Origin of the sequence: Mycobacterium sp. 3519A, from assembly GCF_900240945.1 — a bacterium.
Lineage (GTDB): Bacteria > Actinomycetota > Actinomycetes > Mycobacteriales > Mycobacteriaceae > Mycobacterium.
Map to the genome: position 1 here is coordinate 94,310 of NZ_OESG01000012.1, position 21,164 is coordinate 115,473.

Below are 21,164 nucleotides of genomic sequence, written 5' to 3' on the forward strand. Positions count from 1 at the left end.
ATGGGAAAAGTACATCGGATCGTCCTGCTGACACTCGGCTGGGAGGAGTTGCCCAAAGCTGTCTCGGTTTACGGCACTCCTCCCGAGGAGAGGTTGCGCGAACCGGTGCCGGGTGTGCTGCTGCAGACCGACGGCGGCTGGGTACTGCTCGACACCGGTTTCAACACCGCGCTGATCCGGGATCCGGCCCTGTACCGGCGGTTCTATCCCTCGGGCGAGGACATCCCGGTGCTGCCGGGGCCCGGGGAGCCGATCGAACAGTCGCTGCACGACATCGGTATCGACATCGACGACATCCACACCGTCGCGGTGAGCCACCTTCACCACGACCATGCGGGCGGACTGAAACTGTTCGCGGGCAAGGTTCCCGTGCACGCCCAGCGGCGCGAACTGGAATACGGGCTGTCCAACCATCCGGAGCCCGAGCACAACGCCATCGCCAGGATCGATTTCGACGACCCACGCATCGAATGGCAACTGGCTGACGGCGAAGCCGAGATCGCACCGGGTATCACCGCGGTGCCCACGTACGGGCACACGCCGGGGCATCAGAGCTTCGTGGTCGAACTCGACGAATCGGTGGGCGGCGATGGCTTCGTGTTCGCCTTCGACGCCGCCGATCTGACCGAGAACATCGAACACGAACTCGCGATCGGCGGTTACATCGGCGTGGAACCGGAGGAGACCATCGAACCGATCCGCAAGCTCAAGAAGCTGGCCAAAGAAAAGGGTTATCAACTGATTCCCGGTCACGACCCGCACGTGTGGCCCGAGCTGACCCGCCACTTCCACGACAGATTCGCCTAGTGGACCTGGTCTTCCGCGCGCAGAGGGCGGTGGTCGACGGGGAAATACGCACGGCGGCGGTCGCGGTGTCCGACGGCGTGATCGCGGCCGTCGACGCGATCGACGTCGCATTCCCGGCGACCAGGCAGATCCGGTTGGCCGACTCGACGGTGCTGATGCCGGGCTTCGTCGACACCCATGTGCACATCAACGACCCCGGCACCGACTGGGAGGGTTTCGACACGGCGACGTCGGCCGCCGCGGCCGCAGGCATCACCACACTCGTCGATATGCCCCTCGACAGTGATCCGGTGACCACCACTGTCGCGGCGCTGGACCGGAAACGTCTAGCTGCACAGGGCAACTGCGAGGTCGACGTCGCGTACTGGGGCGGTGTGGTGCCGGGCAACGCGGACGAACTCGGCGATCTGCTCGACGCCGGTGTGTGCGGCTTCAAGTGCTTCCTCGCCGATTCGGGTAACCCGAACTTTCCGCCGCTGGACGCCGACGAGTTTCGCAGCGCCGCAGCCCGCGTCGCGGCGTTGGACTCGGTGCTGCTGGTGCATGCCGAAAGCGAACACCTCGTCGCGCACAGCCCGGCGCCGGGTGGCCGCAGCTATGCGTCGTTCCTGTCGTCGCGGCCGGACGACTGCGAACTCGACGCGGTCGAACTGGTCATCGACACCGCCAGGCGCACCGGCGCCAGGATGCATGTGGTGCACGTGTCGAGCGCGCGTTCGCTGCCGATGTTGGCCGACGCCAAGCGGTCCGGGTTGCCCGTCACCGCCGAAACCTGCCCGCACTACCTGACGTTCGCCGCCGAGGACATCCCCGACGGCGCAACGCAGTTCGCGGCCTGTCCGCCGATCCGCGATTCGGACAACCGCGAACTGCTGTGGCAGGGCGTTGCGGATGGGGTGCTGGACATGGTCGTGTCCGACCACTCGCCGTGCGCGCCGTCGATGAAGACCGACGGTGACTTCGGCACCGCATTCGGGGGCATCAGCTCGCTGCAGATCGGCCCGCGCGCGGTATGGACGCAGGCCGCGAGACGCGGATTCGGCATCGCGCACCTGAGCCGGTGGATGTCCGAAACACCGGCAGCCCTGGCCGGTTTCGACGACAGGGGCCGGATCGCCGTCGGACAGCGGGCCGATCTCTGCGTATTCGACCCCGACGCCGAACAGACCGTAGACGCCGGCGCACTGCGGCACAGGCACGCCGTGACGCCCTACGACGGTGCCGTACTCCGCGGCGCCGCGGTGCAGACCTGGCTCGCGGGCCGGCTGATTTACGAGCGGGTGGGCCAGCCGGCGTGAAGATCCTGCTGCTCAACCCCAACACGTCGGAGACGATGACAGCCGAGATCGCAGGGGCCGCTGCCGCGGCCGCCGCCGTCGGCACCGAGATCGTCACCCGTCATCCGCGTTTCGGCGCCGCGGCGATCGACTCGGCCGCCGAGAGTTATCTGTCCGCCGTCGCGGTGATGGACCTGGTGGCCACCATGCTGGCCGCGGGCGAATTCGACTACCAGGCGGTGATTCTCGCCGGGTTCGGCGAGCACGGCAAGGACGCGCTGCAGGAGATGCTGGCCGTGCCCGTGCTCGACATCGCCGAGGCCGCCGCGCACGTCGCCCATCTGATCGGCAGGCGGTTCTCGGTGGTGACGACGCTGGCCCGGTCGATCCCGCCGATCGAGGACAGATTGAAGCTCGCCGGACTCGATGCGCACTGCGCGTCGGTGCGGGCGTGCGGGCTTGGCACCGCGGAGGTGGATGCCGACCCCGCCGCCGCGGTTGCGGCGATCGTCGACGAGGCGGCCAAGGCGATCACCGAGGACGGCGCGGACGTGGTGTGTCTCGGGTGCGCCGGGATGTCCGGTGTCACGGCCGCGATCACCGCCAAGCTGGGCGTGCCCGCGGTCGACGGGGTGGCTGCAGCGGTGGCATTGGCGCAGGCGCTGGTCGGACTCGGGCTGAACACCAGCAAGGTGGGCGCATACGCGGCCGGACCGGACAACCCGCGTAGCCACTGGCCGTTGTCGACGGCGCTGGGGTTGCAGACATGAACGTGGATCTGGCCTCGCGTGCCCTCGGCGGCAGCGTCGTCGCCGCCAGCGACGAATCGTTCGGATTCAAGGAGCGGCTGATCGAGCCGACCGAACCCGCCTTCGTACCAGGAACTTTCGATCTGCGCGGCGAAGTGGTCGACGGGTGGGAGACGCGCAGGCACAGTGCCGGCGACTGGGTGATCGTGCGTCTGGGCGTCGGGGGCCGACTGCGCGCGATCGACGTCGACACCCGGTTCTTCTCAGGCAATCACCCGACCGGATGCCGCATCGAGGCGTGCGTCCTGGACACGGTCAGCGATCCCACCGCCGCCGACGTGCGGTGGACCACCGTCGTCGAGGGCGCTGCGCTCAAAGCGGATTCGCAGAACCTGTTCGCCGTCGACGACCGACGACGCTACACACACCTGCGGCTGCACTTGGATTCCGACGGCGGAGTCGCGCGGTTGCGCGCCTACGGCACGGTGATCCCCGACCCGGCGCTGTGGTCGGGCGTCACCGTCGAAGTGTCCGGCGTCGAACAGGGCGGCCGCGTCGAATGGTCCTCTGACAGCTTCTATTCCGACGCGGCGTCGCTGATCGCACCCGACCGCCCGCGGACGATGGGCGATGGCTGGGAGACCAGGCGGCGCCGCGACGTCGGCCCCGACACCCACGACGCCGTGATGATCTCGTTCGCCGTGCCCGCCGATCTGCAGCGCATCGAGATCGACACCAGTCGGTTCGTGTTCAACGCCTCACGACAGGTGTCGGTGCTGGGCAGCACCGCCCAGCCGTGCGGCGAAACCGGTTGGGCGCTGGTGCCTTTCGACGTCGAGGTGCTGGCCCGCACCCGCATCGCGGCCGATGCACGCCAGGTCTTCGTCGTCGATGCCGCCGACATCACGGCGCTGCGAGTGCAGGCGTATCCGGACGGCGGCCTCGCGCGGGTCCGCGCGTTCGGCAGACCCACGGACCGCGGTGTCGAACTGTTGAAAACGATATGGGAGGACTGTGCGTGACCGTCCTGATGGCCGACTGCAGCGGACTGTGGCGGCGCACCCTGCTGATCGACCGCGACGGGGCGCGTGACACCAGCGTGGGTGTCGCGTGGCTACAGGGCATCACCGCGTATGTCGATACCAGGGGTTTCGCCGGCAGACTCAGTCAACGCGACGACGTCTTCGAATGGCAGCGCCTGATCGACATCGAACCACCTGGCCCGTTTCCCGACGCGGGCCGGATGCGTTGGGACAACAGCATATTGATCGAAGAGGGAGTGCACGAGCCTTACGTCGAACACTGGGTCCGGCAAGACGGCGAAACCGCACCGAGCTGGGCGGTGTTCGCGACCGACGCCATCTTGGTGTGCGCCGGTGACACGTTCGGATGGGCCGACCATCGCGGTGTGGTGCTCGGCGTGGTCGGCGACTCCGGTTGGGCGGCTATGGATCCGCGCATTTCAGATGGTGAGCTGGTGGCCAACGGTGTCCGGCGGCACATCGAGAACAGCGAAGGAGATGTGAAGCTATGAGTGGCGCAACGTCATTCACATCAGTGCCAGTGATCGACATCAGCGGCCTGCGCTCGCAGGACCGAGCCGAGCAACAACGGGTGGCCGCCGAATTGGGTAAGGCGGCGGCCGAAGTGGGGTTCCTCTACATCAGCGGCGCCGGCGTCGACGACGCGGTGTTCCAGCGCATGCTGACCGCCACCAAGCAGTTCTTCGCGCTTCCGCTCGAGGAGAAGATGCGCTACTACATTGGCCTGTCCAGATGCCACCGCGGCTACGTGCCCCGTGGGGAAGAGGGACTTGGCACCGGCGTTCCCGAGATGAAAGAGGCCTACGACACGGCACTGGACCTGCCCGAGGACGACCCCGACTACCTTGCCGGCAATCCGATGCTCGGCCCGAACACCTGGCCGCATCTGCCTGGTTTCGCCGACGCGGTGACCGCGTATTACCAGGCGGTGCTCGACGTCGGCCACCGGCTGCTGTCGGCGTTCGCGGTGGCGCTGGGTGAAGACCCCGATACGTTCTCGAAGCACGCCACCAAGACGCCAAGCCAGTTGCGGCTCATCCATTACCCGTACAACCCCGACGCCGTCGACGCCGAGGGTATCGGCGCACACACCGACTACGAATGCTTCACGCTTCTCAAACCGACCGCTCCCGGCCTCGAGGTGCTCAACGGGGCGGGCGACTGGATCGACGTGCCGCCGCTGCCGGACACATTCGTCGTCAACATCGGCGACATGCTGGAACTGTGGACCAACGGCGCCTACGTGGCCACCACCCACCGGGTCCGCAAGGTGAAGGAGGAACGCTACTCGTTCCCGCTGTTCTTCAACGTCGACTACCACACCGAGGTGAAGCCCCTGCCGCAGTTCGCCCCGCGTGACGGCAAGCATCGACCCGCGCTGCGCGCCGGCGAGCACCTGTTCGCGCAGACTGCGCAGACGTTCGCCTATCTGCGCAGCCGGGTCGAGTCGGGTGAGTTGGTGCTGCCGGACGGTTCACTGGCCGTCGGACAGTTTGGCCAAGAAGCGCTGCAGAAGCGGGCCTGACCTTCGGTAGGTTCGCCCATGTGGTTGAGCTGACGAACCGCCAGATCCTGTTGCGCCGCCGCCCGAACGGGCTGGTGGCACCCGACGACACCGAACTGGTCACCCGGCCCGCGCCCCAACCCGGCGACGGCGAAGCGTTGGTCCGCACCACCTATGTCGGGATCGACGCCGCGGCACGCACCTGGCTCGACGGTCAACCGGGCTACCTGCCCGCGTTGCAACTGGGCGACGTCATCAGGGCCGCGGGCATCGGTGAGGTGGTGGCGACCCGGTGTGACGCCTACTCCGTCGGCGACGTCGTCACCACCTTGACGGGATTCCAGGAGTACGTGCTCGTCCGCAACGACATCTTCACCACGCCGATTCCCGGTGAGACGGACCAACTCGCGATCATGTCGGTCTACGGACCGACGGGCGCGACCGCGTACTTCGGCATGACCGACATCGGCAAGCCGCAGGCAGGCGACACCGTCGTGGTCTCCGCCGCGGCCGGCGCCACCGGGTCGGTGGCCGGGCAGATCGCCAAGATCGCGGACGCGCGGGTAGTCGGCATCGCGGGCGGGCCGCACAAGTGCAAGGCGGTGGTCGAGGATTTCGGCTTCGACGCCTGCATCGACTACAAAGCCGACGACCTTCGCGCCGCCCTCAAAGAGCACTGCCCCAGGGGCGTGAACGTGTACTTCGACAACGTCGGCGGCCCGATTCTGGACGCGGTACTCGGCAGGCTGGCGCCGAAGGCACGTGTGGTGCTCTGTGGCGTCATCTCCAGCTACCTCAGCGGCGAACACCCCGGTCCTGCCAACTACGTCAACCTGTTGTCGAAGACGGCGACGATGCAGGGCTTCAACGCGCTCGACCAGTGGGGCCGCTTCGACGAGGCGTTCGCGGCGCTGCGCCAATGGGAGGCCGAGGGCCGACTGGTGCACCGGCAGACCATCTTCGACGGCATCGAGTCGTGCGTCGACGCGCTGAACGGGTTGTTCACCGGCGCCAACATCGGCAAGACGTTGGTCAAGCTCAGCGAACCCACCGCGCTCTGATGCCGAAACTGAGTGCGGGAATCCTGCTGTACCGCATCACCGACGCCGGCGTCGAGGTGCTGATCGGCCATCCCGGCGGTCCGTTCTGGGCGCGCAGAGACGAAGGCGCATGGTCGATTCCGAAGGGGGAGTACGTCGAGGGGGAGGACCCGTGGGCGGTCGCCAAACGCGAGTTCGAAGAGGAACTCGGCAAGAAGCCGCCCGACGGTCCCCGCATCGAGTTCGCACCGATCAAGCAGCCCAGCGGGAAAATGGTCACCGCGTTCGCTGTGCGCGGCGACCTCGACCTGGAGGGCACGTTCAGCAACACCTTCGACCTCGAGTGGCCGAAGGGTTCCGGCAAGATTCGGCAATACCCCGAAATCGACCGGGTGGGCTGGTTTTCCGTCGCGGAAGCGGCCACCAAACTGGTGAAGGGTCAGCGGCCGCTGCTCGAGCTGCTCACGGCCGCCCTCGCAGACGGCGAACAGGACGAGTCTCGATCGCGTTGATGCTCAGCGCGCGGCCGTGGATGCGCCATCCGGCGCGGGTGCGCATGTATTCGTCGTCGTAGCGCAGATGCCACACCACGTCGGTGATCTGGTCGGCGTCGGCGGTCCAGTGGTGTGCGATGCAGGTGATCCGGCCCAGCGCGTAATTCGGGTCGTCACCGGGTGCGTAGACCTCGCCGACGATCGCGTGTTCGGTGCGGGTGACCGAGGCCAGCGCCCGCATCGCGGCGCGTACGCCGTCGTGACCATGCTGGCGTCGCACCGGGTCCAACGAGCGCGGCGGATCGGGCAGCCGCAATTCCGCTGTGGCGGTGAACAACTCGACCACGTCGTCGAACCGCCGGTCGTCCACGGCGGACGCGTACAGGTGCACCAGGTCGGTCAGCGCCAGCCGGTCCGATGTGTCGAGGCTCACGGGACTCTACGCCCGTTGCTGCGCCGCACGATGGTGTAGCCGGCGAACGTCGCACCCTCGGCCAGCGGCATGGGCGAATACTACAGAGGCGACTACAAATCCAGGGTCAGATGCGACCCCTCGGCGGCCCGCGAGATGCAGATCAGCATCATGCCTGCGGCCCGCTCGGGATCGGTGAGCAGCGTGTCGCGGTGATCGACGACGCCGTCCAGCGCAGTTGTCCGGCAGGTGCCGCAGAAGCCCTGCCTGCAGGAGTACGGCGCGTGCACCTCCGCCCGGTTCAGCGCCGACAGCAGCGTCTCGTCGGCGCCGACGTGCACCGTCTCACCGGTCGACGTCAGCGAGACGGTGAACTCCCTGCCGTCGACCACGGGCGGCGCGGCGAACCGTTCGAAGTGCAACTCGACGTCGTCACGGCCGACCAGGGCGGCGCGGATCGCGGTGAGCATCGGCGCGGGCCCGCATGCATAGACGGCGGTGCCCTGCGGACAGTCGCCGAGAAGGTCGTCAGCGGTGGGCAGTCCGTGGACGTCGTCGGTGCGGATCGCCACCCGGCTGCCGAACAGTTCGATCTCGTCGACGAAGGGCAGACTGTCGCGGCTGCGACCGGTGTAGACCATGGACCAGTCGACGCCGAGGCGCTGCGCCAGGCCGAGCATCGACAGGATCGGTGTGATGCCGATACCGCCTGCGATGAAACGGAATCTGCGCGCAGGCGACCCGAAGCCGGGCACGGTGAGCGGAAACGCGTTGCGCGGGCCGTGCGTCGTGACCGTCGCGCCGACGGCCAGTTCATGCATTTCGAGCGAGCCGCCACCGCCGTCCGGTATCCGGCGCACGGCGATGCGGTAGGCGTCGCGGCGCTCGGGGTCACCGCACAGCGAATACTGTCGCACCAGCCCGCTCGGCAGGTGAATGTCGATGTGCGAGCCGGGATGCCAGCGGGGCAGGTCCGCACCGACGAGGCTCAACGCGACGACGTCCTGATCGTGGGCGACGACCTGGCGGTCGGCGACCGTCAGCCCGATGGTGCGGTCGGTCGCACCGGGAAGCGTCACCCGCCGGGTGGCGCGGGTGAGCGCCTCCATCCCGGTGATCACCACGTCGGCGGCGCCGATCATCAGGGAACGGCGCTTGCGGTTCAGCGGGTTCGGCGGCAGTTGCCGGTAGCGCTCGCGCAGGCCCATCAAAGGTGCGCGGCGCGGGCCGCGGGGGAGGTGGCCAGATACGCGACGGCCTGGGCGGTGGAGCCCATCTGCTCTGGCGAGTATCCGGGCCGGAAATAGGTCAGGGTGTTGGCGCCGAACAGCGTCCGGAAGTGGGGCAGCAGCCCGAGTTTCGAGTCGCGCATGCGCAGTCGCTGCATCTGCCACCATCCGATGTCGAGATCCGGATCGGACTTCAGCAGATACCACGTGCCGCGTTGGAAGAACGCGAACATCGCCGTCGCCGCGACGCCCATGGCCCTGATCCGGTCGGGATAGCTGTTGTGGAAGTACACCGCGACGTCGTGCGCCACGTTCCGGTGCTCGACCTCTTCGCTGCCGTGCCAACGGAACAGATCGACCATCGTGGGATGCGCGCTGTGCTCGTCCCATGTGGAGTTGAGCGCGAAGTCGCCGAGCACCGCGGTGTAGTGTTCGATCGCCGCGATCAGCCACAGCCGTTCACACAGGTTGTTGAGCCGCTGCGTGGGGTCGGTGGAAGTCGTTGGTGCCAAGGTCTTTTCGAACATGTAGTCGACGAGCGCGAGGATCGGCGCCGGGTCGACGCCGTTGCCGACGAGGAACTGTTCGATGACGTCGTCGTGAGCGGCCGCGTGCATGGCCTCCTGACCGATGAACCCACGCATGTCGTCGGCGAGGCGGGGGTCCTGCACCAACGGCAGCGCCTCGTTGAACGTCTTGACAAACCAGTGTTCGGCAGGCGGAAGCACGACGTTGAACAGGTTGATCATGGTGGACGCGACGGGGTGGCCGGGGATCCATTCGAGCGGGATCCCACTGAGGTCGAAAACCACCTTGCGCGCCTGGATCTGAACCGGGCCCGGATCGATTTCCTCGGCGAAACGATGCGGTCGCAGCATGCCGGGGAGTCTAGCGAAGTATGTGGGAACGCGGGTAGCAGGTAGCGTGGCGATCCGCCCGAATGGGTATAGGTCTGCACATGGCGGGGTTGACCGACGTTCTCGAATGGGCCAAGGGACAGGTCTCGTCCCGCGTGCCGAAGGCGGACCTGGACCAGCGCGACGCGGACTACATCAGGGAGCAGTTGCCAGGCCTCTGGCTGCTGGCGTCGCTGTATTTCCGCGCCGACGTCCGCGGCTTGGACCGCATTCCGCGCGAGGGACCGGTGTTGCTGGTCGGCAATCACAGCGGGGGCAACCTGCCGCCCGACACCTTCGTGTTCACGCTGGCGTTCTGCTCGTACTTCGGGGTCGAGCGACCGTTCTATCAACTCGCACACAATCTGGTGGTGTCGATGCCGGGACTCGGCTCACTGCGCAAGTTCGGCACGGTGGCCGCCAACCACGAAAACGCCCGAATGGCACTGGAGTCCGGCGCCGCGCTGTTGGTGTATCCGGGCGGTGACTACGAGGTGTTCCGGCCGTCGTGGGAACGCCACCAGGTGGACTTCGGCGGTCGTAAAGGCTACGTGAAACTCGCGAGGGAGGCCGGGGTGCCGATCGTGCCGGTCGCCTCGGTCGGCGGCCAGGAAGCGGCGTTGTTCCTCGACCGCGGGCAGTGGCTCGCCAAGCTGCTGATGGTCGACAAACTGGCGCGACTCAAGAGCGTGCCGATCCTGCTGGCGCCGCCGTGGGGGCTGACCGTCAGCGATATGGTGCCGCGGCTTCCGCTGCCGACGAAGATCGCGATCGAGGTGCAGGAGCCCATCGAGGTCGATGGTGACGACGAGATGGTGGACAAGCAGGTGTTGGAGAGTCTGCAGGCCGGTGTGGACAGGTTGGCAGCGCAGCGGCGATTCCCGGTGATCGGCTGATGCGAGTCCAGAGGCGCTGCGTCATCGACGCCGACCCCGACACCGTGTGGAAGGTGGTCAGCGATCCCGACTGCTATCCGCGGTTCATGGCCAGCCTCGAGCGCTGGGAACAGGTGACCGAGGAGCCTGCAAGGAAGGGCGCCCGCTACACCGTGCACTGGAAGATCGGCTCGGTGCCGATCGGTGGGGTGGTCGAGGTGTCCGAGTTCGACCCGTCCCACGATCTGGCGTGGATCGGCGTGTCAGGTGTGTCGCTGCGCGGCCGGTTCCGCATCCGCGACAACGGCGACGGCCGCACCAAGGTGATCTTCCGGTTGGCCTACGAGTCGGCAGGCAACCTGCTCGGCCTGATCGCCGACCGGGTCGCCGCGCGGCAGGTCGGCCGCAACATGTCGGCGACGTTGAAGAACCTGAAGCAGATGGTGGAGACCTAGCCTGGCGGCGGTGTCCCGGCGCCGGGCGCGCCCTGAATCGGCACCACGGGGGTCGGGGTGACGGTGGTGACACCGTTGGCGCCGACGGTCGGGCCACCCGATGGCCCCATCGACGCGAGTTCGTCGGCGGCCTTCTGGCTGCAGTCCAGCATCAGCAGCATCCGGCCGCCGCCCGTGATCTTCTGCTGGTCGACCAGGCATTGCGCCTGCGGCAGCACACTGCCGAACGACCCGCCGAAGTACGCCTTCACACCCTGACTCTTCAGGATCTGCAATGCCTTGTTGTACGGCTCGCCCACCACGTTGAACGAACTCATGTCCGGTCCCGGTTGCGAGAGCGCGACACCGGCGCCGATCAGTGCCACCGAGCCGGCGGCGACGAGGCCACCGCTGAGCGCAACGATCTTCTTCACGTGATCTCTCCCTATGTCGGTGCCGTGCGAACATATCGCAGCGGTGACAATTGTGAAACCGCTGGCAAGCGGCCGAGCGTTACACCGGCGGGTGCACGATCTGCTTCATCGCATCCCCGAGCGTGGCCGCCCTGGCGTCGGCGAACACGTCTTCGAGGAGGAGTTTGCGGCCGTCGGGCCCGGCCAGCGGGACCCGCCAGTTCGGATATTCGTCCGTGGTGCCCGGCTGATTCTGGGTGCGCAGGTCCCCGACGGCGTCTGCGAGCGACAACGCCAGCAGCTTGGACGGCGTCCGACCCAGATACCGGTACAGCGCCAAGACCACCTCGTCGGTGTCGCTGGTCTCGCCGAGCAACCCGACGCGGCGCAGCTCAGCCAGCCACGCGGCCTGGTGAGCGCGGTCTGCGGCCAGCTCCTCGCTGGCCGGACGGGTCAGCAGGCCGAGCTCTTCGCGTAGCCGCACGTGCTCACCGGCCAGGTAGCCGGCGGTCGGCGGCAGATCGTGCGTCGTCACCGCCGACAGGCAGTACTCGCGCCACCTCTCCGCGGGCAGTGGTCCGCCGTCCCCGTCGCGGTCGGCTTCGAACCACAGGATCGAGGTGCCGAACAGGCCGCGTTCACGCAGGTAGTCGCGCACCCACGGCTCCACCGTGCCGAGATCCTCGCCGACCACCACCGCACCGGCGCGGTGCGCCTCGAGCGCGACGATGCCGATCATCGCCTCGTGGTCGTAGCGCACATAGGTGCCCTCGGTCGGCGGGGCGCCTTTCGGGATCCACCACAACCGGAACAGCCCGATGATGTGGTCGATGCGCACGCCACCCGCGTGCCTCAGCACGGCATTGACCAGGGCACGGAACGGTTCGTAGGACTGTTTCACCAGCTGGTCGGGCCGCCACGGCGGCTGCGACCAGTCCTGGCCGAGTTGGTTGAACTCATCCGGCGGCGCACCGGCCGTGACCCCGAGCGCGAGCACATCCTGCAGGGCCCACGCATCGGCGCCGTTGGGGTCCACCCCGACGGCGAGATCGTGCATGATGCCCAGTTCCATCCCGGCCTGGACGGCGGTGGCCTGCGCGGCGGTCAGTTGGTCGTCGAGTTGCCACTGCAGCCATCGATGGAAGTCGACAGCCTCGGCGTGGTTGGCGACGAAGTCGGCCACGGCCGGTGCGGCCGGATGCTGGAGTTGTTCCGGCCACTGATGCCAGTCGTTGCCGTACTTCTCGGCCAGCGCACACCACGTCGCGAAGTCGTCGAGGCTGCCGCCTTCACGTTCGCGGTACGCGGCGTACGCCAGTTCGCGTCCCGCCGACCGTTCGACTCGGTACACGCTTTCCAGCGCGGAGCGCTTGGCCTTCCACGCGGCGTCGCGGTCGATGCGGTTGGATTTCTTGGCCAGGGCCTGCGCCTCGGCGCGCGCCCTGCGGGCGCTGCCGCGCTGTCGCACATAGGCGAATTCGTCGATGGCCTCCACCCGCAGATACAGCGGGTTGACGAACCGGCGCGACGTCGGCAGGTACGGCGACGGCTCCATCGGCGGGGTGGGTGCCGCGGCATGCAGCGGATTGACCAGAACGAAGCCTGCACCGTGCCGCGACGCCGACCACACCGCGAGGTCGGTCAAGTCGGTCAAATCGCCTATGCCCCAAGACCTTTGCGAGCGCACGCTGTAGAGCTGGGTGGCCAGCCCCCACGCCCGGCTCGGACCGAGTCTGGCGGGTAGTTCCAGTGCGGCGGGGGAGACGATGACCAGGGTGCTGACGTCGGACGCGCCGATCTGCAGGTGCAGTTGGTGATAGCCGAGCGGCAGGTCGGCGGGCAGCTCGAAGGTGGCCTCACCGACCAGCCTGCCATCGAGATCATAAGGAGCCCTGTTGTTTTCGAGTTGACGCAACCCCGTTCGCACACTGCCGTCCTCGAGTCGCAGCCACGGCAGGGCCGGGTCACCGTGGGTGACGTGCACCCAGAACGGCGACGCCACCCCTGAGCGGCCGATGATCGTCGGCGGTAACGGCTGCGCCCAGTAGTCGCGGTCGTGGGCAGTCAGTGCGGCAGCGCGCTCGTCTTCGGTCGCGGCGGGCACGCCGAGGGCGTCGAGCACCGCGATCAATGTCGAGTCGGCAACGACCGACCGCGTGCCGGTCCAGTCCTGGTACTCGGTGGACACGCCGTAGCGGTGCGCCAGTTCGACCAGCGATGCGGGCGGCTCCGACATGCCTACATCCTGCCCGGTGTCAGTCGACATCGCGCATCAACAGATCGTCCCAGGTATCCCGTCGCACCACGAGCCGGGCATACCCGTTGTGCGCGAAGATAACCGGGACGCGGCGCGCGCCGTTGTACTGATTCGACATCGTGTAGCAGTACGCGCCGGTGACCGGTACGGCAAGCAGGTCACCGACGGCAGGCTCGCGCAGCGCAACGCCGTCGACGAGCTGATCGCCGGATTCGCAGTGCCGCCCGACCACGCTGACCACCTCGCCGCCGCCGACCCTGTTGACGATCGTCGCCTCGAAGCGCTGACCGGTCAGCGACACTTCGAGGTTGTCGCCCATTCCGCCGTCCACCGCCACGTGGGTGACGACGCCACGCTTGATCGTGGTGATCCGGTAGACCGTGCACGCGGTGGTGGCGACCATGCTGCGACCGGGCTCGACGATGATGCGCGCGCCTGCCGGAAGCAGGGCCCTGGCCTGGCCGACCATCGCGTCGGCGTAGTCGTCGAGGGTTGGTGGGTGCTCGTCGTAGGTGTACCGGACCCCGAGTCCGCCGCCGAGGTCGTAGACGTCAAAGGTGCCCAGCGCCGCGATCGGCTCGACCGCCTGGGCGAGTTGGTCGACGTCGAGCAGTTGCGAGCCGACATGGGTGTGCACGCCGTCGAGGCGCAACTTGGCGCTTCGTTCGATCCGCATGATCGCCTCGCGCGCGTCGGCGGGCAGCAAGCCGAACTTCGAGCCGGCGTGTCCTGTCGCCTGCGAGGCGTGGGTGGCGGCCTCGACACCGGGGATGACCCGCACCAGGCACGGTTGACGACGGCCGACTGCCACGATGCGCTCGAGCCTGTCGATGTCGTCGAAGTTGTCGACCACGACCAGGCCGACGCCGTGTTCGACCGCCAATGTCAATTCCTCGTCGGTCTTGGCGTTGCCGTGCAGCACCAGCCTGCCCGGATCGGCGCCCGCCTTGAGGGCGGTCAGGATCTCGCCGCCGCCCGCCACGTCGAGATGTAGCCCCTCTTCGACCATCACTCGCTGAACAGCGGTGCAGGGGAACGACTTTGACGCAAAAGCCACATCCGAGCGCGACCACCGGTCACGGAACGCTGCCAGGTAGTTGCGGGCCCGCTGCCGTAGTGCGTCCTCCGAAACGACGATGGCCGGCGTGCCGAACTGCTCGGCGACTTCGTCGAGTCGACAGCCTCCGACGGTGAGGGTGCCGTCGTCAGCCACGACGGTTCCTGGCGGGAACAGGCCGACGAGTTCGGCGCTGGTCGTCATCGGTAAAGCCTCCCACCAGACAGGCGCGAAATTCTCTGCTACTGTCTGTCTGTAATGATCCCTACAGATGTTCGACAGACGAAAAAGCAGCTCCAGGGCCAGCAGTCCCGCGAGCTGATCCTCGATGCCACCGAGCGGTTGATGGCCACCCGCGGGTATGCCGCAACGTCTATCAACGACATCCGCAAGGCGTGTGGCCTGCCGCCGAGCTCGATCTACTGGCATTTCGGCTCGAAACAGGGCGTGCTCGCCGCGGTGATGCAACGCGGCGCCGACCGGTTCTTCGCGGCCATCCCGACGACCGAGGACGTCGAGGCCCAGCTGGCCGTGGTGTCCACGCTGCAGACCGAGCACCCCGATTTCCTGCGGCTCTTCTACATGCTGTCCCTCGAGCGCGACAATGATCCGGCCGTCGCGGCGGTGATCCGTCAGGTCCGCGACACCGCGATCGGCCAGTTCCGCGACGCGATCACCCAACTGCTCCCTGCGGACGTACCGCGGTCGAAAGCCGACCGGGTGGTCGCCGAACTGACGACCGTCGCGGTCGCGCTCTCAGACGGCATCTACTTCGCCGAGCACCTCGAACCCGACGGCACCGACGTCGCCAAGATGTACCGCCGGCTGGTCCAGGCCGTGACGGCACTCGTTCCGATTCTGTTGGAGGAGAAATGAATACGAAGGCAGTGATCATCACCGGCGCCAGCTCGGGGCTCGGCCTGCAATGCGCGCGCGCACTGCTGCGCAGTGACCCGTCGTGGCACGTCGTGCTAGCGGTCCGCGACATCGGCAGGGGCAACGCCGCCGTCGACGAATTGGGGGACCCGGCTCGCTGCACGGTGATGCCCATGGACCTCGCGTCGTTGGCATCGGTGCGTGCGTTCACCGAGGCGTTTCGCGCGGCGGGTCTGCCGCCGCTGCACGCCATCGTGTGCAACGCCGGTGTCCAGGTGGTGTCGGGCACGGAGTACACGCAAGACGGCGTCGAGATGACGTTCGGCGTAAACCATCTCGGGCATTTCGCCCTCGTGCAGGGCCTGCTCGGCGAACTGGTGACGCCCGCGCGAATCCTGGTGGTCAGCAGCGGAACTCACGATCCGGCCAAATTCACCGGCATGCCCGATCCCCGGTACACCTCCGCGGCCGAGCTCGCACACCCCGACGGATCGGAGCCCGCCGACGGCCGTCGCCGCTACACCACGTCGAAGCTGTGCAACGTGCTGTTCACCTACGAACTCGACCGCAGGCTCGGCGATGGCGTGACGGTGAACGCGTTCGACCCCGGCCTGATGCCGGGCTCCGGTCTGGCGCGCGACTACTCGCCGCTGGGGCGGTTCGCGTGGCGCTATCTGTTCCCCGCCCTGCGGGTGTTGCCGAACGTGAACAGCACGCGAGCCTCGGGGCGCCGCCTGGCGGCCCTCGTCAACGACGCCCGCTTCGACGGCGTCAGCGGCCAGTACTTCGAGGGACGACGGCCGATCAAGTCGTCGGAGGAGTCGTATGACCGCGACAAAGCGCTCGATCTGTTCCAGACCAGCGACGCGCTACTGACCCACGCGGCCAAGTAATGTCGACTTAGTGACGCTGGACCACAGAGCCCGGGTCGCGGTTGCGGCCCTGTTCCTGACCAACGGAGCAATCTTCGCCAATCTGCTGCCGCGCTATCCCGAGATCAAATCCGACCTGCACCTGTCCAACGCCGTCTACGGCGCCGCGATCGCCGCGTTCTCCGGCGGCGCGCTGGTGGCGGGGTTGGCGGCAGGTGCGCTGATTCGCCGGTTCCACTCTTCACGGGTCGCGGTGATCTCCACGGTGATTCTCGCGACGTTCGTCGTCGTTGCCGGCCTGGCCAACTCACCGCTGGTGTTCGCCGCCGCGTTGTTCGTCGCGGGGGCGTCGGACTCGATCACCGACGTCGCGCAGAACGCGCACGGACTTCGGGTGCAGCGCAATTACGGCCGCTCGATCATCAACTCTTTTCACGCCGTGTGGGCGGTCGGCGCCATTCTCGGTGGCCTGATGGGCGCGGGCGCAATCGCTATCCACATGCCGAGGTCGACGCATCTGTTGATCGCGGCAGTGGTGTTCAGCGTGGTGGTCCTGATCGCGTATCCGTACCTGTTGCGGGGCGCGGACCACGACGACCATCCGGCCGCACACTCGGCAGGCGGGAACGCCGGCTTGGCGGTGTACGCGACGCTGCTCGCCCTGGTGCTGATCGCCATCGCGGGCGCGACGGTCGAGGACGCCGGAAGCAGTTGGGCCACACTGTATTTGCGCGATAGTCTGGGCGCACCGGGAGCCGTTGCGGTATTCGGTTACATCGCGCTGGTCGGGTTCATGTTCCTCGGCAGGCTGATCGGCGACCGACTGGTGGACCGCTACGGCGAGCGTCTCGTGGTGCGGGCGGGCGGGTTGATCGCCGCCGTCGGGATGGGCGCCGCGCTCGCGTTTCCCACCGTGCCAGGGACCATCGCGGGCTTCGCCGCCGCGGGCTTCGGTGTCGCGACACTGATACCGGCCGCCATGCACGGCGCCGACCAACTGCCGGGCATGCGTCCCGGTAGCGGGTTGACCGTGGTGACGTGGCTGATGCGGATCGGCTTCTTCGGTGCGCCGTTGCTCGTCGGCGTGGTCGCCGACGCCACCAGCCTGCGCGTCGGCCTGCTTTCCGTACCGATCGCGGGCATCACCGTGGTGGCGCTGGCAGGCGCGCTCAATGCACGGCGCCTGCCATCTCGATCGTGAGCACCCCCGCCACGATCAGCGCAATGCCCGCCACCATCACCCAGGTGAGCGGTTCGCCGAACAGGTAGCGGGCGATCACCGCGACCAGAGCCACCCCGCATGCGGTCCACACGCCGTACGCGATCCCGACGGGCATGCCCAGCGACAGCGTCAACCACAGCAGATAGAACGAAGCGAGGTACCCGACCGTGACGGGCACGATCCACGCCTTCTTGCGGAAGCCGTCGGAGGCGCGCAGCGACAGCGTGGCGAACACCTCGACCAGGATCGCGGCGCCGAGCGTCCACCACATCACGACTGGTCCGCAGGACGCGAACCGAACTCGACCAACAGCACGCCGCCGATGATCAGCACGATGCCCGCCGCGATCGGCCAGGTGAACGGGTCCCCGAAGATCGCCGCCGCGAGCACCGCCGTGGCGGCGGTGCCGCACGCGCCCCAGATGCCGTACGCGACTCCGACCGGCATGCCCGCGCGCAGCACCGCCGTCAGCAGGATGAAGGAGCCGATGTATCCGGCACCGACCAGAACCAACCACGCCGAATGATCTTGAGACGCCCGCAAAGCCAGGGTGGCCGCGACCTCGACCGCAATCGCCGCGATCAGCAGCACCCACTTTTGCACCACGCCAACCTAGCTCAGCGTCTGCACGCCCTGACACGTGACGGGAATTACCCGGTTAGCTGTGCTACCGATGGGTAGCCTCGGGGTATGAACAGCGTTGTCGAAACCGCATACGGCCCTGTCCGTGGCGTGCACGACGGCGTCGTCACGTCGTGGAAAGGGGTTCGCTACGGCGCCCCGCCGGTCGGTGATCTGCGGTGGCGGGCGCCGCAACCGCCGAAGCCGTGGACAGAGGTGGCCGACGGCGGCGTCCTCGGTCCCGTCTGCCCGCAGCCGGTCGATCCGAGGATCCCGATCGATCTCGGCGCCCCCCGGGGTGACGACTGTCTGACGCTGAACATCTGGGCGCCGTCGACGACCGCAGGCAGCGACCGCAAGCAGGTGCTGGTGTGGATCCACGGCGGCGCCTATGTCCTCGGTTCTGCCAACCAGCCGCTGTACAACGGCGGCGTTCTTGCCGCGGGCGGCGACGTCGTCGTCGTCACGGTGAACTACCGCCTCGGCGCATTCGGGTTTCTGGACCTGTCCTCGTTCAGCACGCCGCGCCGCCAATTCGAGAGCAACATCGGCCTGCGCGACGTGCTGGCGGCGCTGCACTGGGTGCGCGACAACATCGCCGGGTTCGGCGGCGACCCCGACCGCGTCACGGTGTTCGGTGAATCGGCGGGCGCGGGAATCATCACCACGCTGCTGACCAGCCCGGCCGCAGAGGGTCTTTTCGCCGGTGCGATCGCACAGAGTTCACCGGCGACATCGCTGTACGACCCGAGTCGGGCCCGCCGGGTCGCCGAGCAGTTCGTCGCGGCACTTGGCTTGCAGCCCAACGAGATCGACCGGCTCACCGACGCGCCGAACGAAGCACTGGTGGCCGCGTCTCGCACGCTGTTCAACGACGTGCCGGTGCAGAGTCCCGGCACGCTGGCCTTCGCGCCGATCGTCGACGGCGACCTGGTGCCCGACCATCCCGTGAAGCTGGCCCGCCAGGGCCGGTCACATCCGGTCCCGCTGATCATCGGCACCAACAAACACGAGGCGGCGCTGTTCCGATGGATGAAGTCCCCGCTGATGCCGATCACCCCGGAGGCCATCAACGCGATGTTCGCGCAGATCGCCTCGGAACAGCCGAATCTGGTGCTGCCCACCGCCGAGCAGATCGAGGCGGCGTATCCGGGCTTGAAAGGTAAAGCCCGCGGCATGGGCGTGGCGCGCGACATCGGGTTCCGGATGCCGACGGTCTGGCTGGCCGAAGGGCACAGCGCCGTGGCGCCGGTCTATCTGTACCGATTCGATTGGGCCACACCGATGTTGCGGTTGCTGCGGCTGTCAGGGGCGCACGCCACCGAATTGCCGTTCGTGTGGGGCAACCTGGTCGCGGGCCCGAAGGATCCGACCTTCCGACTCGGCGGCATGAAGACGGGCAAGTCGGTGTCGGCCCGCATCCGGGCGCGCTGGTGCAACTTCGCGACGCACGGCAAGCCCATCGGGGGTGACGGCGAACCGGAATGGCTGCCGTACGCCGAGGCCGACCGCGCCTGCCTGCTGATCGACCGGCAGGACTCCGTCGTCAACGACATCGACCTGCACATCCGGTCGGCGTGGGGCAGCGAGGTGCTCAGCTTCCGCTAGCGGCGCGCCAGTTAAACTCGTCGCGGAGGTGTCGCCGTGGACTTGGCAAACGCATTCTCGGATGTGCTGCCGCCGCTGATGCACGACCCCGTGATGTACGCGGTGCCGTTCTTCCTGCTGATGCTGATCATCGAGTGGACCGCGGCGGGCAAGCTCGCGCACAGCGAGGGGGAGCGTGCACCGTCGGGTGCGTATTACCGACCGGACGCGTTCGCCAGCATCTGGATGGGGCTGGTTTCGGTCGCGACCAGCGGAGTGCTCAACGCGATCGCGCTGCTGGGCTACGCGGCGCTCTACGCCTACGTTGCGCCCTGGCACCTCCCGGCGACCCAGTGGTACACCTGGGTGATCGCCATCGTCGGGGTCGACTTCCTCTACTACTGGTATCACCGGATGGCGCACCGGGTCCGCATCTTCTGGGCCACCCACCAGGCGCACCATTCCAGCCAGTACTTCAACTTCGCCACCGCGTTGCGGCAGAAGTGGAACATCAGCGGCGACGTGTTCCTGCGAGCGTTGTTGCCGCTCTTCGGCGTTCCGCCGTGGCTGGTGTTCCTGTCCTTCTCGATCAACTTGATCTACCAGTTCTGGATCCACACCGAACGCATCGGCAAGCTCTGGCGGCCAATCGAATTCGTTTTCAACACGCCGTCGCACCACAGGGTGCACCACGGCATGGATCAGCAGTACCTCGACCGCAACTACGGCGGCATCCTGATCCTGTTCGACCGGCTGTTCGGCAGCTTCCAAGCCGAGACCAGCAGACCGCACTACGGCCTGACCAAACAGGTGAACACCTTCAACATCTGGAAACTGCAGACGTTCGAGTACGTGGCCATCGCCCGTGACGTGCACGGCGCCGCACGGTGGCGCGACCGACTCGGCTACATCTTCGGGCCGCCGGGATGGCAGCCTGCCCGCGCCGACGCCGCTGCCGACGAATCGGCCAAAGTCCGCACCTAAAGGCGCACGCAACGGGGAATCATGAACTCATGGATGTCAGAGAGGTTCTGCTGCCCGGCGTCGGCCTGCGATACGAGTTCGAGAATCGCGATGGCGACCGCCTCGGCGTGGTAGCCCGCCGCACCGGCGACTTCGAGGTCGTCGTCTACCCGAAAGACGATCCGGACCAGGCGCACGAAGTTTTTCGGCTCACCGACGAAGAGGCCGAGGCGCTGGCGCAGATCCTCGGTGCCCCGCGCATCGCCGAACGCTTCGCCGACCTGACCCGGGAGGTGCCCGGCCTCAACGCCGGACAGGTGACGATCCGGCCGGGCAGCCCATTCGTGGACCGGCCCCTCGGCGACACCAGGGCGCGCACCCGCACCGGCGCATCGATCGTCGCGATCGTGCGCGACGAGGAGATCCTCGCTTCGCCAGGCCCCGCCGAAATCCTGCGGGCCAACGACGTTTTGGTGGTGATCGGCACCGAAGACGGCATCCGCGGAGTCGCAGAGATCGTCGTTTCGGGCTAAGCG

Annotated in this window: 24 protein-coding genes; 16 read left to right on the plus strand and 8 right to left on the minus strand. The window is 67.5% G+C overall.

All coding sequences use genetic code 11. The features are described 5' to 3' along the window. The 8 genes from C1A30_RS02565 to C1A30_RS02600 are packed head-to-tail and all read left to right on the plus strand — an operon-like array spanning position 1 to position 6,932. The gene (locus C1A30_RS02565; protein WP_101946720.1) at positions 1 to 807 is read left to right on the plus strand and encodes an N-acyl homoserine lactonase family protein; all 807 of its coding nucleotides are present in this window, start codon (positions 1 to 3) and stop codon (positions 805 to 807) included. Next, positions 807 to 2,105, plus strand: a complete 1,299-nt coding sequence (allB, locus tag C1A30_RS02570; protein WP_101946721.1) for an allantoinase AllB — start codon at positions 807 to 809, stop codon at positions 2,103 to 2,105. Before C1A30_RS02565 ends, allB begins: the two co-directional genes overlap by 1 nt. Next, entirely contained in the window at positions 2,102 to 2,854 is a 753-nt protein-coding gene (locus tag C1A30_RS02575; protein WP_101946722.1) for an aspartate/glutamate racemase family protein, read from the plus strand. Before allB ends, C1A30_RS02575 begins: the two co-directional genes overlap by 4 nt. Then, the gene (gene alc, locus C1A30_RS02580; protein ID WP_101946723.1) at positions 2,851 to 3,855 is read left to right on the plus strand and encodes an allantoicase; all 1,005 of its coding nucleotides are present in this window, start codon (positions 2,851 to 2,853) and stop codon (positions 3,853 to 3,855) included. The genes C1A30_RS02575 and alc overlap by 4 nt, the downstream gene beginning before the upstream one ends. Further along, positions 3,852 to 4,367 (plus strand): hypothetical protein, encoded by a 516-nt coding sequence (locus C1A30_RS02585; RefSeq protein ID WP_200828139.1) that lies wholly within the window; start codon positions 3,852 to 3,854, stop codon positions 4,365 to 4,367. Before alc ends, C1A30_RS02585 begins: the two co-directional genes overlap by 4 nt. Further along, on the plus strand, positions 4,364 to 5,401 hold the full coding sequence (locus C1A30_RS02590; protein WP_101946725.1) for an isopenicillin N synthase family oxygenase: 1,038 nt from the start codon (positions 4,364 to 4,366) through the stop codon (positions 5,399 to 5,401). The genes C1A30_RS02585 and C1A30_RS02590 overlap by 4 nt, the downstream gene beginning before the upstream one ends. Positions 5,402 to 5,421: 20 nt before the next feature. After that, complete coding sequence (locus C1A30_RS02595; protein ID WP_101946726.1) at positions 5,422 to 6,441, plus strand: NADP-dependent oxidoreductase; 1,020 nt, start codon at positions 5,422 to 5,424, stop codon at positions 6,439 to 6,441. Then, a complete protein-coding gene (locus C1A30_RS02600) occupies positions 6,441 to 6,932 on the plus strand; it encodes an NUDIX domain-containing protein (RefSeq protein ID WP_101946727.1) in 492 nt (163 codons plus the stop codon). Before C1A30_RS02595 ends, C1A30_RS02600 begins: the two co-directional genes overlap by 1 nt. Here the strand turns inward: C1A30_RS02600 and C1A30_RS02605 are convergent. From C1A30_RS02605 to C1A30_RS02615, 3 genes are all read right to left on the minus strand, one after another. Continuing rightward, positions 6,883 to 7,347 carry a nuclear transport factor 2 family protein gene (locus C1A30_RS02605; RefSeq protein ID WP_101946728.1) on the minus strand — a complete coding sequence of 155 codons (465 nt, stop codon included), beginning with the start codon at positions 7,345 to 7,347 and terminating at the stop codon, positions 6,883 to 6,885. The two genes, C1A30_RS02600 and C1A30_RS02605, sit on opposite strands and share 50 nt — an antisense overlap. A gap of 92 nt (positions 7,348 to 7,439) precedes the next feature. Beyond that, a complete protein-coding gene (locus tag C1A30_RS02610) occupies positions 7,440 to 8,534 on the minus strand; it encodes a PDR/VanB family oxidoreductase (protein WP_101946729.1) in 1,095 nt (364 codons plus the stop codon). Then, positions 8,534 to 9,433 (minus strand): metal-dependent hydrolase, encoded by a 900-nt coding sequence (locus C1A30_RS02615; protein WP_101946730.1) that lies wholly within the window; start codon positions 9,431 to 9,433, stop codon positions 8,534 to 8,536. The genes C1A30_RS02610 and C1A30_RS02615 overlap by 1 nt, the downstream gene beginning before the upstream one ends. 80 nt (positions 9,434 to 9,513) lie before the next feature. On the opposite strand from C1A30_RS02615, the gene C1A30_RS02620 reads away from it, so the two are divergent. Both C1A30_RS02620 and C1A30_RS02625 read left to right on the plus strand, forming a co-directional pair. Next, a complete protein-coding gene (locus tag C1A30_RS02620) occupies positions 9,514 to 10,347 on the plus strand; it encodes a lysophospholipid acyltransferase family protein (protein WP_101946731.1) in 834 nt (277 codons plus the stop codon). Then, positions 10,347 to 10,781 carry an SRPBCC family protein gene (locus C1A30_RS02625; protein ID WP_101946732.1) on the plus strand — a complete coding sequence of 145 codons (435 nt, stop codon included), beginning with the start codon at positions 10,347 to 10,349 and terminating at the stop codon, positions 10,779 to 10,781. The genes C1A30_RS02620 and C1A30_RS02625 overlap by 1 nt, the downstream gene beginning before the upstream one ends. Here C1A30_RS02625 and C1A30_RS02630 read toward each other — a convergent pair. From C1A30_RS02630 to lysA, 3 genes are all read right to left on the minus strand, one after another. Next, a complete protein-coding gene (locus tag C1A30_RS02630; RefSeq protein ID WP_067800918.1) occupies positions 10,778 to 11,194 on the minus strand; it encodes a hypothetical protein in 417 nt (138 codons plus the stop codon). The genes C1A30_RS02625 and C1A30_RS02630 overlap by 4 nt on opposite strands. Before the next feature lie 79 nt (positions 11,195 to 11,273). Continuing rightward, positions 11,274 to 13,409: a 4-alpha-glucanotransferase gene (gene malQ / locus C1A30_RS02635; RefSeq protein ID WP_101946733.1), complete on the minus strand. Its 2,136-nt coding sequence runs from the start codon at positions 13,407 to 13,409 to the stop codon at positions 11,274 to 11,276. A gap of 19 nt (positions 13,410 to 13,428) precedes the next feature. Then, the gene (gene lysA / locus C1A30_RS02640) at positions 13,429 to 14,691 is read right to left on the minus strand and encodes a diaminopimelate decarboxylase (protein WP_101946734.1); all 1,263 of its coding nucleotides are present in this window, start codon (positions 14,689 to 14,691) and stop codon (positions 13,429 to 13,431) included. A 54-nt stretch (positions 14,692 to 14,745) separates the two neighbouring features. Between lysA and C1A30_RS02645 the strand changes: the two genes are divergently transcribed. Genes C1A30_RS02645 through C1A30_RS02655 form a run of 3 tightly spaced genes read left to right on the plus strand, consistent with a single transcriptional unit; the run spans position 14,746 to position 17,436 of the window. After that, on the plus strand, positions 14,746 to 15,363 hold the full coding sequence (locus tag C1A30_RS02645) for a TetR/AcrR family transcriptional regulator (RefSeq protein ID WP_101946735.1): 618 nt from the start codon (positions 14,746 to 14,748) through the stop codon (positions 15,361 to 15,363). After that, positions 15,360 to 16,256, plus strand: coding sequence for an SDR family NAD(P)-dependent oxidoreductase (locus C1A30_RS02650; RefSeq protein ID WP_101946736.1), 897 nt, complete (start codon positions 15,360 to 15,362; stop codon positions 16,254 to 16,256). The genes C1A30_RS02645 and C1A30_RS02650 overlap by 4 nt, the downstream gene beginning before the upstream one ends. A 10-nt stretch (positions 16,257 to 16,266) precedes the next feature. Continuing rightward, positions 16,267 to 17,436 (plus strand): MFS transporter, encoded by a 1,170-nt coding sequence (locus tag C1A30_RS02655; RefSeq protein WP_101946737.1) that lies wholly within the window; start codon positions 16,267 to 16,269, stop codon positions 17,434 to 17,436. On the opposite strand, the gene C1A30_RS02660 is transcribed toward C1A30_RS02655, so the two are convergent. Further along, the gene (locus C1A30_RS02660) at positions 17,405 to 17,728 is read right to left on the minus strand and encodes a multidrug efflux SMR transporter (protein ID WP_101946738.1); all 324 of its coding nucleotides are present in this window, start codon (positions 17,726 to 17,728) and stop codon (positions 17,405 to 17,407) included. The two genes, C1A30_RS02655 and C1A30_RS02660, sit on opposite strands and share 32 nt — an antisense overlap. Further along, positions 17,728 to 18,060 (minus strand): multidrug efflux SMR transporter, encoded by a 333-nt coding sequence (locus C1A30_RS02665; RefSeq protein ID WP_101947585.1) that lies wholly within the window; start codon positions 18,058 to 18,060, stop codon positions 17,728 to 17,730. Before C1A30_RS02665 ends, C1A30_RS02660 begins: the two co-directional genes overlap by 1 nt. Before the next feature lie 87 nt (positions 18,061 to 18,147). On the opposite strand from C1A30_RS02665, the gene C1A30_RS02670 reads away from it, so the two are divergent. The 3 genes from C1A30_RS02670 to C1A30_RS02680 all read left to right on the plus strand — a co-directional run bounded on the left by C1A30_RS02670 (position 18,148) and on the right by C1A30_RS02680 (position 21,161). Beyond that, positions 18,148 to 19,686, plus strand: coding sequence for a carboxylesterase/lipase family protein (locus C1A30_RS02670; protein ID WP_101946739.1), 1,539 nt, complete (start codon positions 18,148 to 18,150; stop codon positions 19,684 to 19,686). A 78-nt stretch (positions 19,687 to 19,764) separates the two neighbouring features. Beyond that, a complete protein-coding gene (locus tag C1A30_RS02675) occupies positions 19,765 to 20,649 on the plus strand; it encodes a sterol desaturase family protein (protein ID WP_101947586.1) in 885 nt (294 codons plus the stop codon). A gap of 29 nt (positions 20,650 to 20,678) precedes the next feature. Beyond that, positions 20,679 to 21,161 (plus strand): cation:proton antiporter regulatory subunit, encoded by a 483-nt coding sequence (locus C1A30_RS02680; protein WP_101946740.1) that lies wholly within the window; start codon positions 20,679 to 20,681, stop codon positions 21,159 to 21,161. The last annotated feature ends 3 nt before the right edge of the window (positions 21,162 to 21,164 follow it).

Coding starts and splice junctions, on each gene's coding strand:
- C1A30_RS02610 (WP_101946729.1), bottom strand. CDS start 8,534: ATGGGCCTGCGCGAGCGCTACCGGCAACTGCCGCCGAACCCGCTGAAC.
- C1A30_RS02670 (WP_101946739.1), top strand. CDS start 18,148: ATGAACAGCGTTGTCGAAACCGCATACGGCCCTGTCCGTGGCGTGCAC.
- C1A30_RS02590 (WP_101946725.1), top strand. CDS start 4,364: ATGAGTGGCGCAACGTCATTCACATCAGTGCCAGTGATCGACATCAGC.
- C1A30_RS02565 (WP_101946720.1), top strand. CDS start 1: ATGGGAAAAGTACATCGGATCGTCCTGCTGACACTCGGCTGGGAGGAG.
- C1A30_RS02660 (WP_101946738.1), bottom strand. CDS start 17,728: ATGTGGTGGACGCTCGGCGCCGCGATCCTGGTCGAGGTGTTCGCCACG.
- C1A30_RS02625 (WP_101946732.1), top strand. CDS start 10,347: ATGCGAGTCCAGAGGCGCTGCGTCATCGACGCCGACCCCGACACCGTG.
- malQ (WP_101946733.1), bottom strand. CDS start 13,409: ATGTCGGAGCCGCCCGCATCGCTGGTCGAACTGGCGCACCGCTACGGC.
- alc (WP_101946723.1), top strand. CDS start 2,851: ATGAACGTGGATCTGGCCTCGCGTGCCCTCGGCGGCAGCGTCGTCGCC.
- C1A30_RS02620 (WP_101946731.1), top strand. CDS start 9,514: ATGGCGGGGTTGACCGACGTTCTCGAATGGGCCAAGGGACAGGTCTCG.
- lysA (WP_101946734.1), bottom strand. CDS start 14,691: ATGACGACCAGCGCCGAACTCGTCGGCCTGTTCCCGCCAGGAACCGTC.
- C1A30_RS02675 (WP_101947586.1), top strand. CDS start 19,765: ATGCACGACCCCGTGATGTACGCGGTGCCGTTCTTCCTGCTGATGCTG.
- C1A30_RS02645 (WP_101946735.1), top strand. CDS start 14,746: ATGATCCCTACAGATGTTCGACAGACGAAAAAGCAGCTCCAGGGCCAG.
- C1A30_RS02600 (WP_101946727.1), top strand. CDS start 6,441: ATGCCGAAACTGAGTGCGGGAATCCTGCTGTACCGCATCACCGACGCC.
- C1A30_RS02650 (WP_101946736.1), top strand. CDS start 15,360: ATGAATACGAAGGCAGTGATCATCACCGGCGCCAGCTCGGGGCTCGGC.
- C1A30_RS02680 (WP_101946740.1), top strand. CDS start 20,679: ATGGATGTCAGAGAGGTTCTGCTGCCCGGCGTCGGCCTGCGATACGAG.
- C1A30_RS02615 (WP_101946730.1), bottom strand. CDS start 9,433: ATGCTGCGACCGCATCGTTTCGCCGAGGAAATCGATCCGGGCCCGGTT.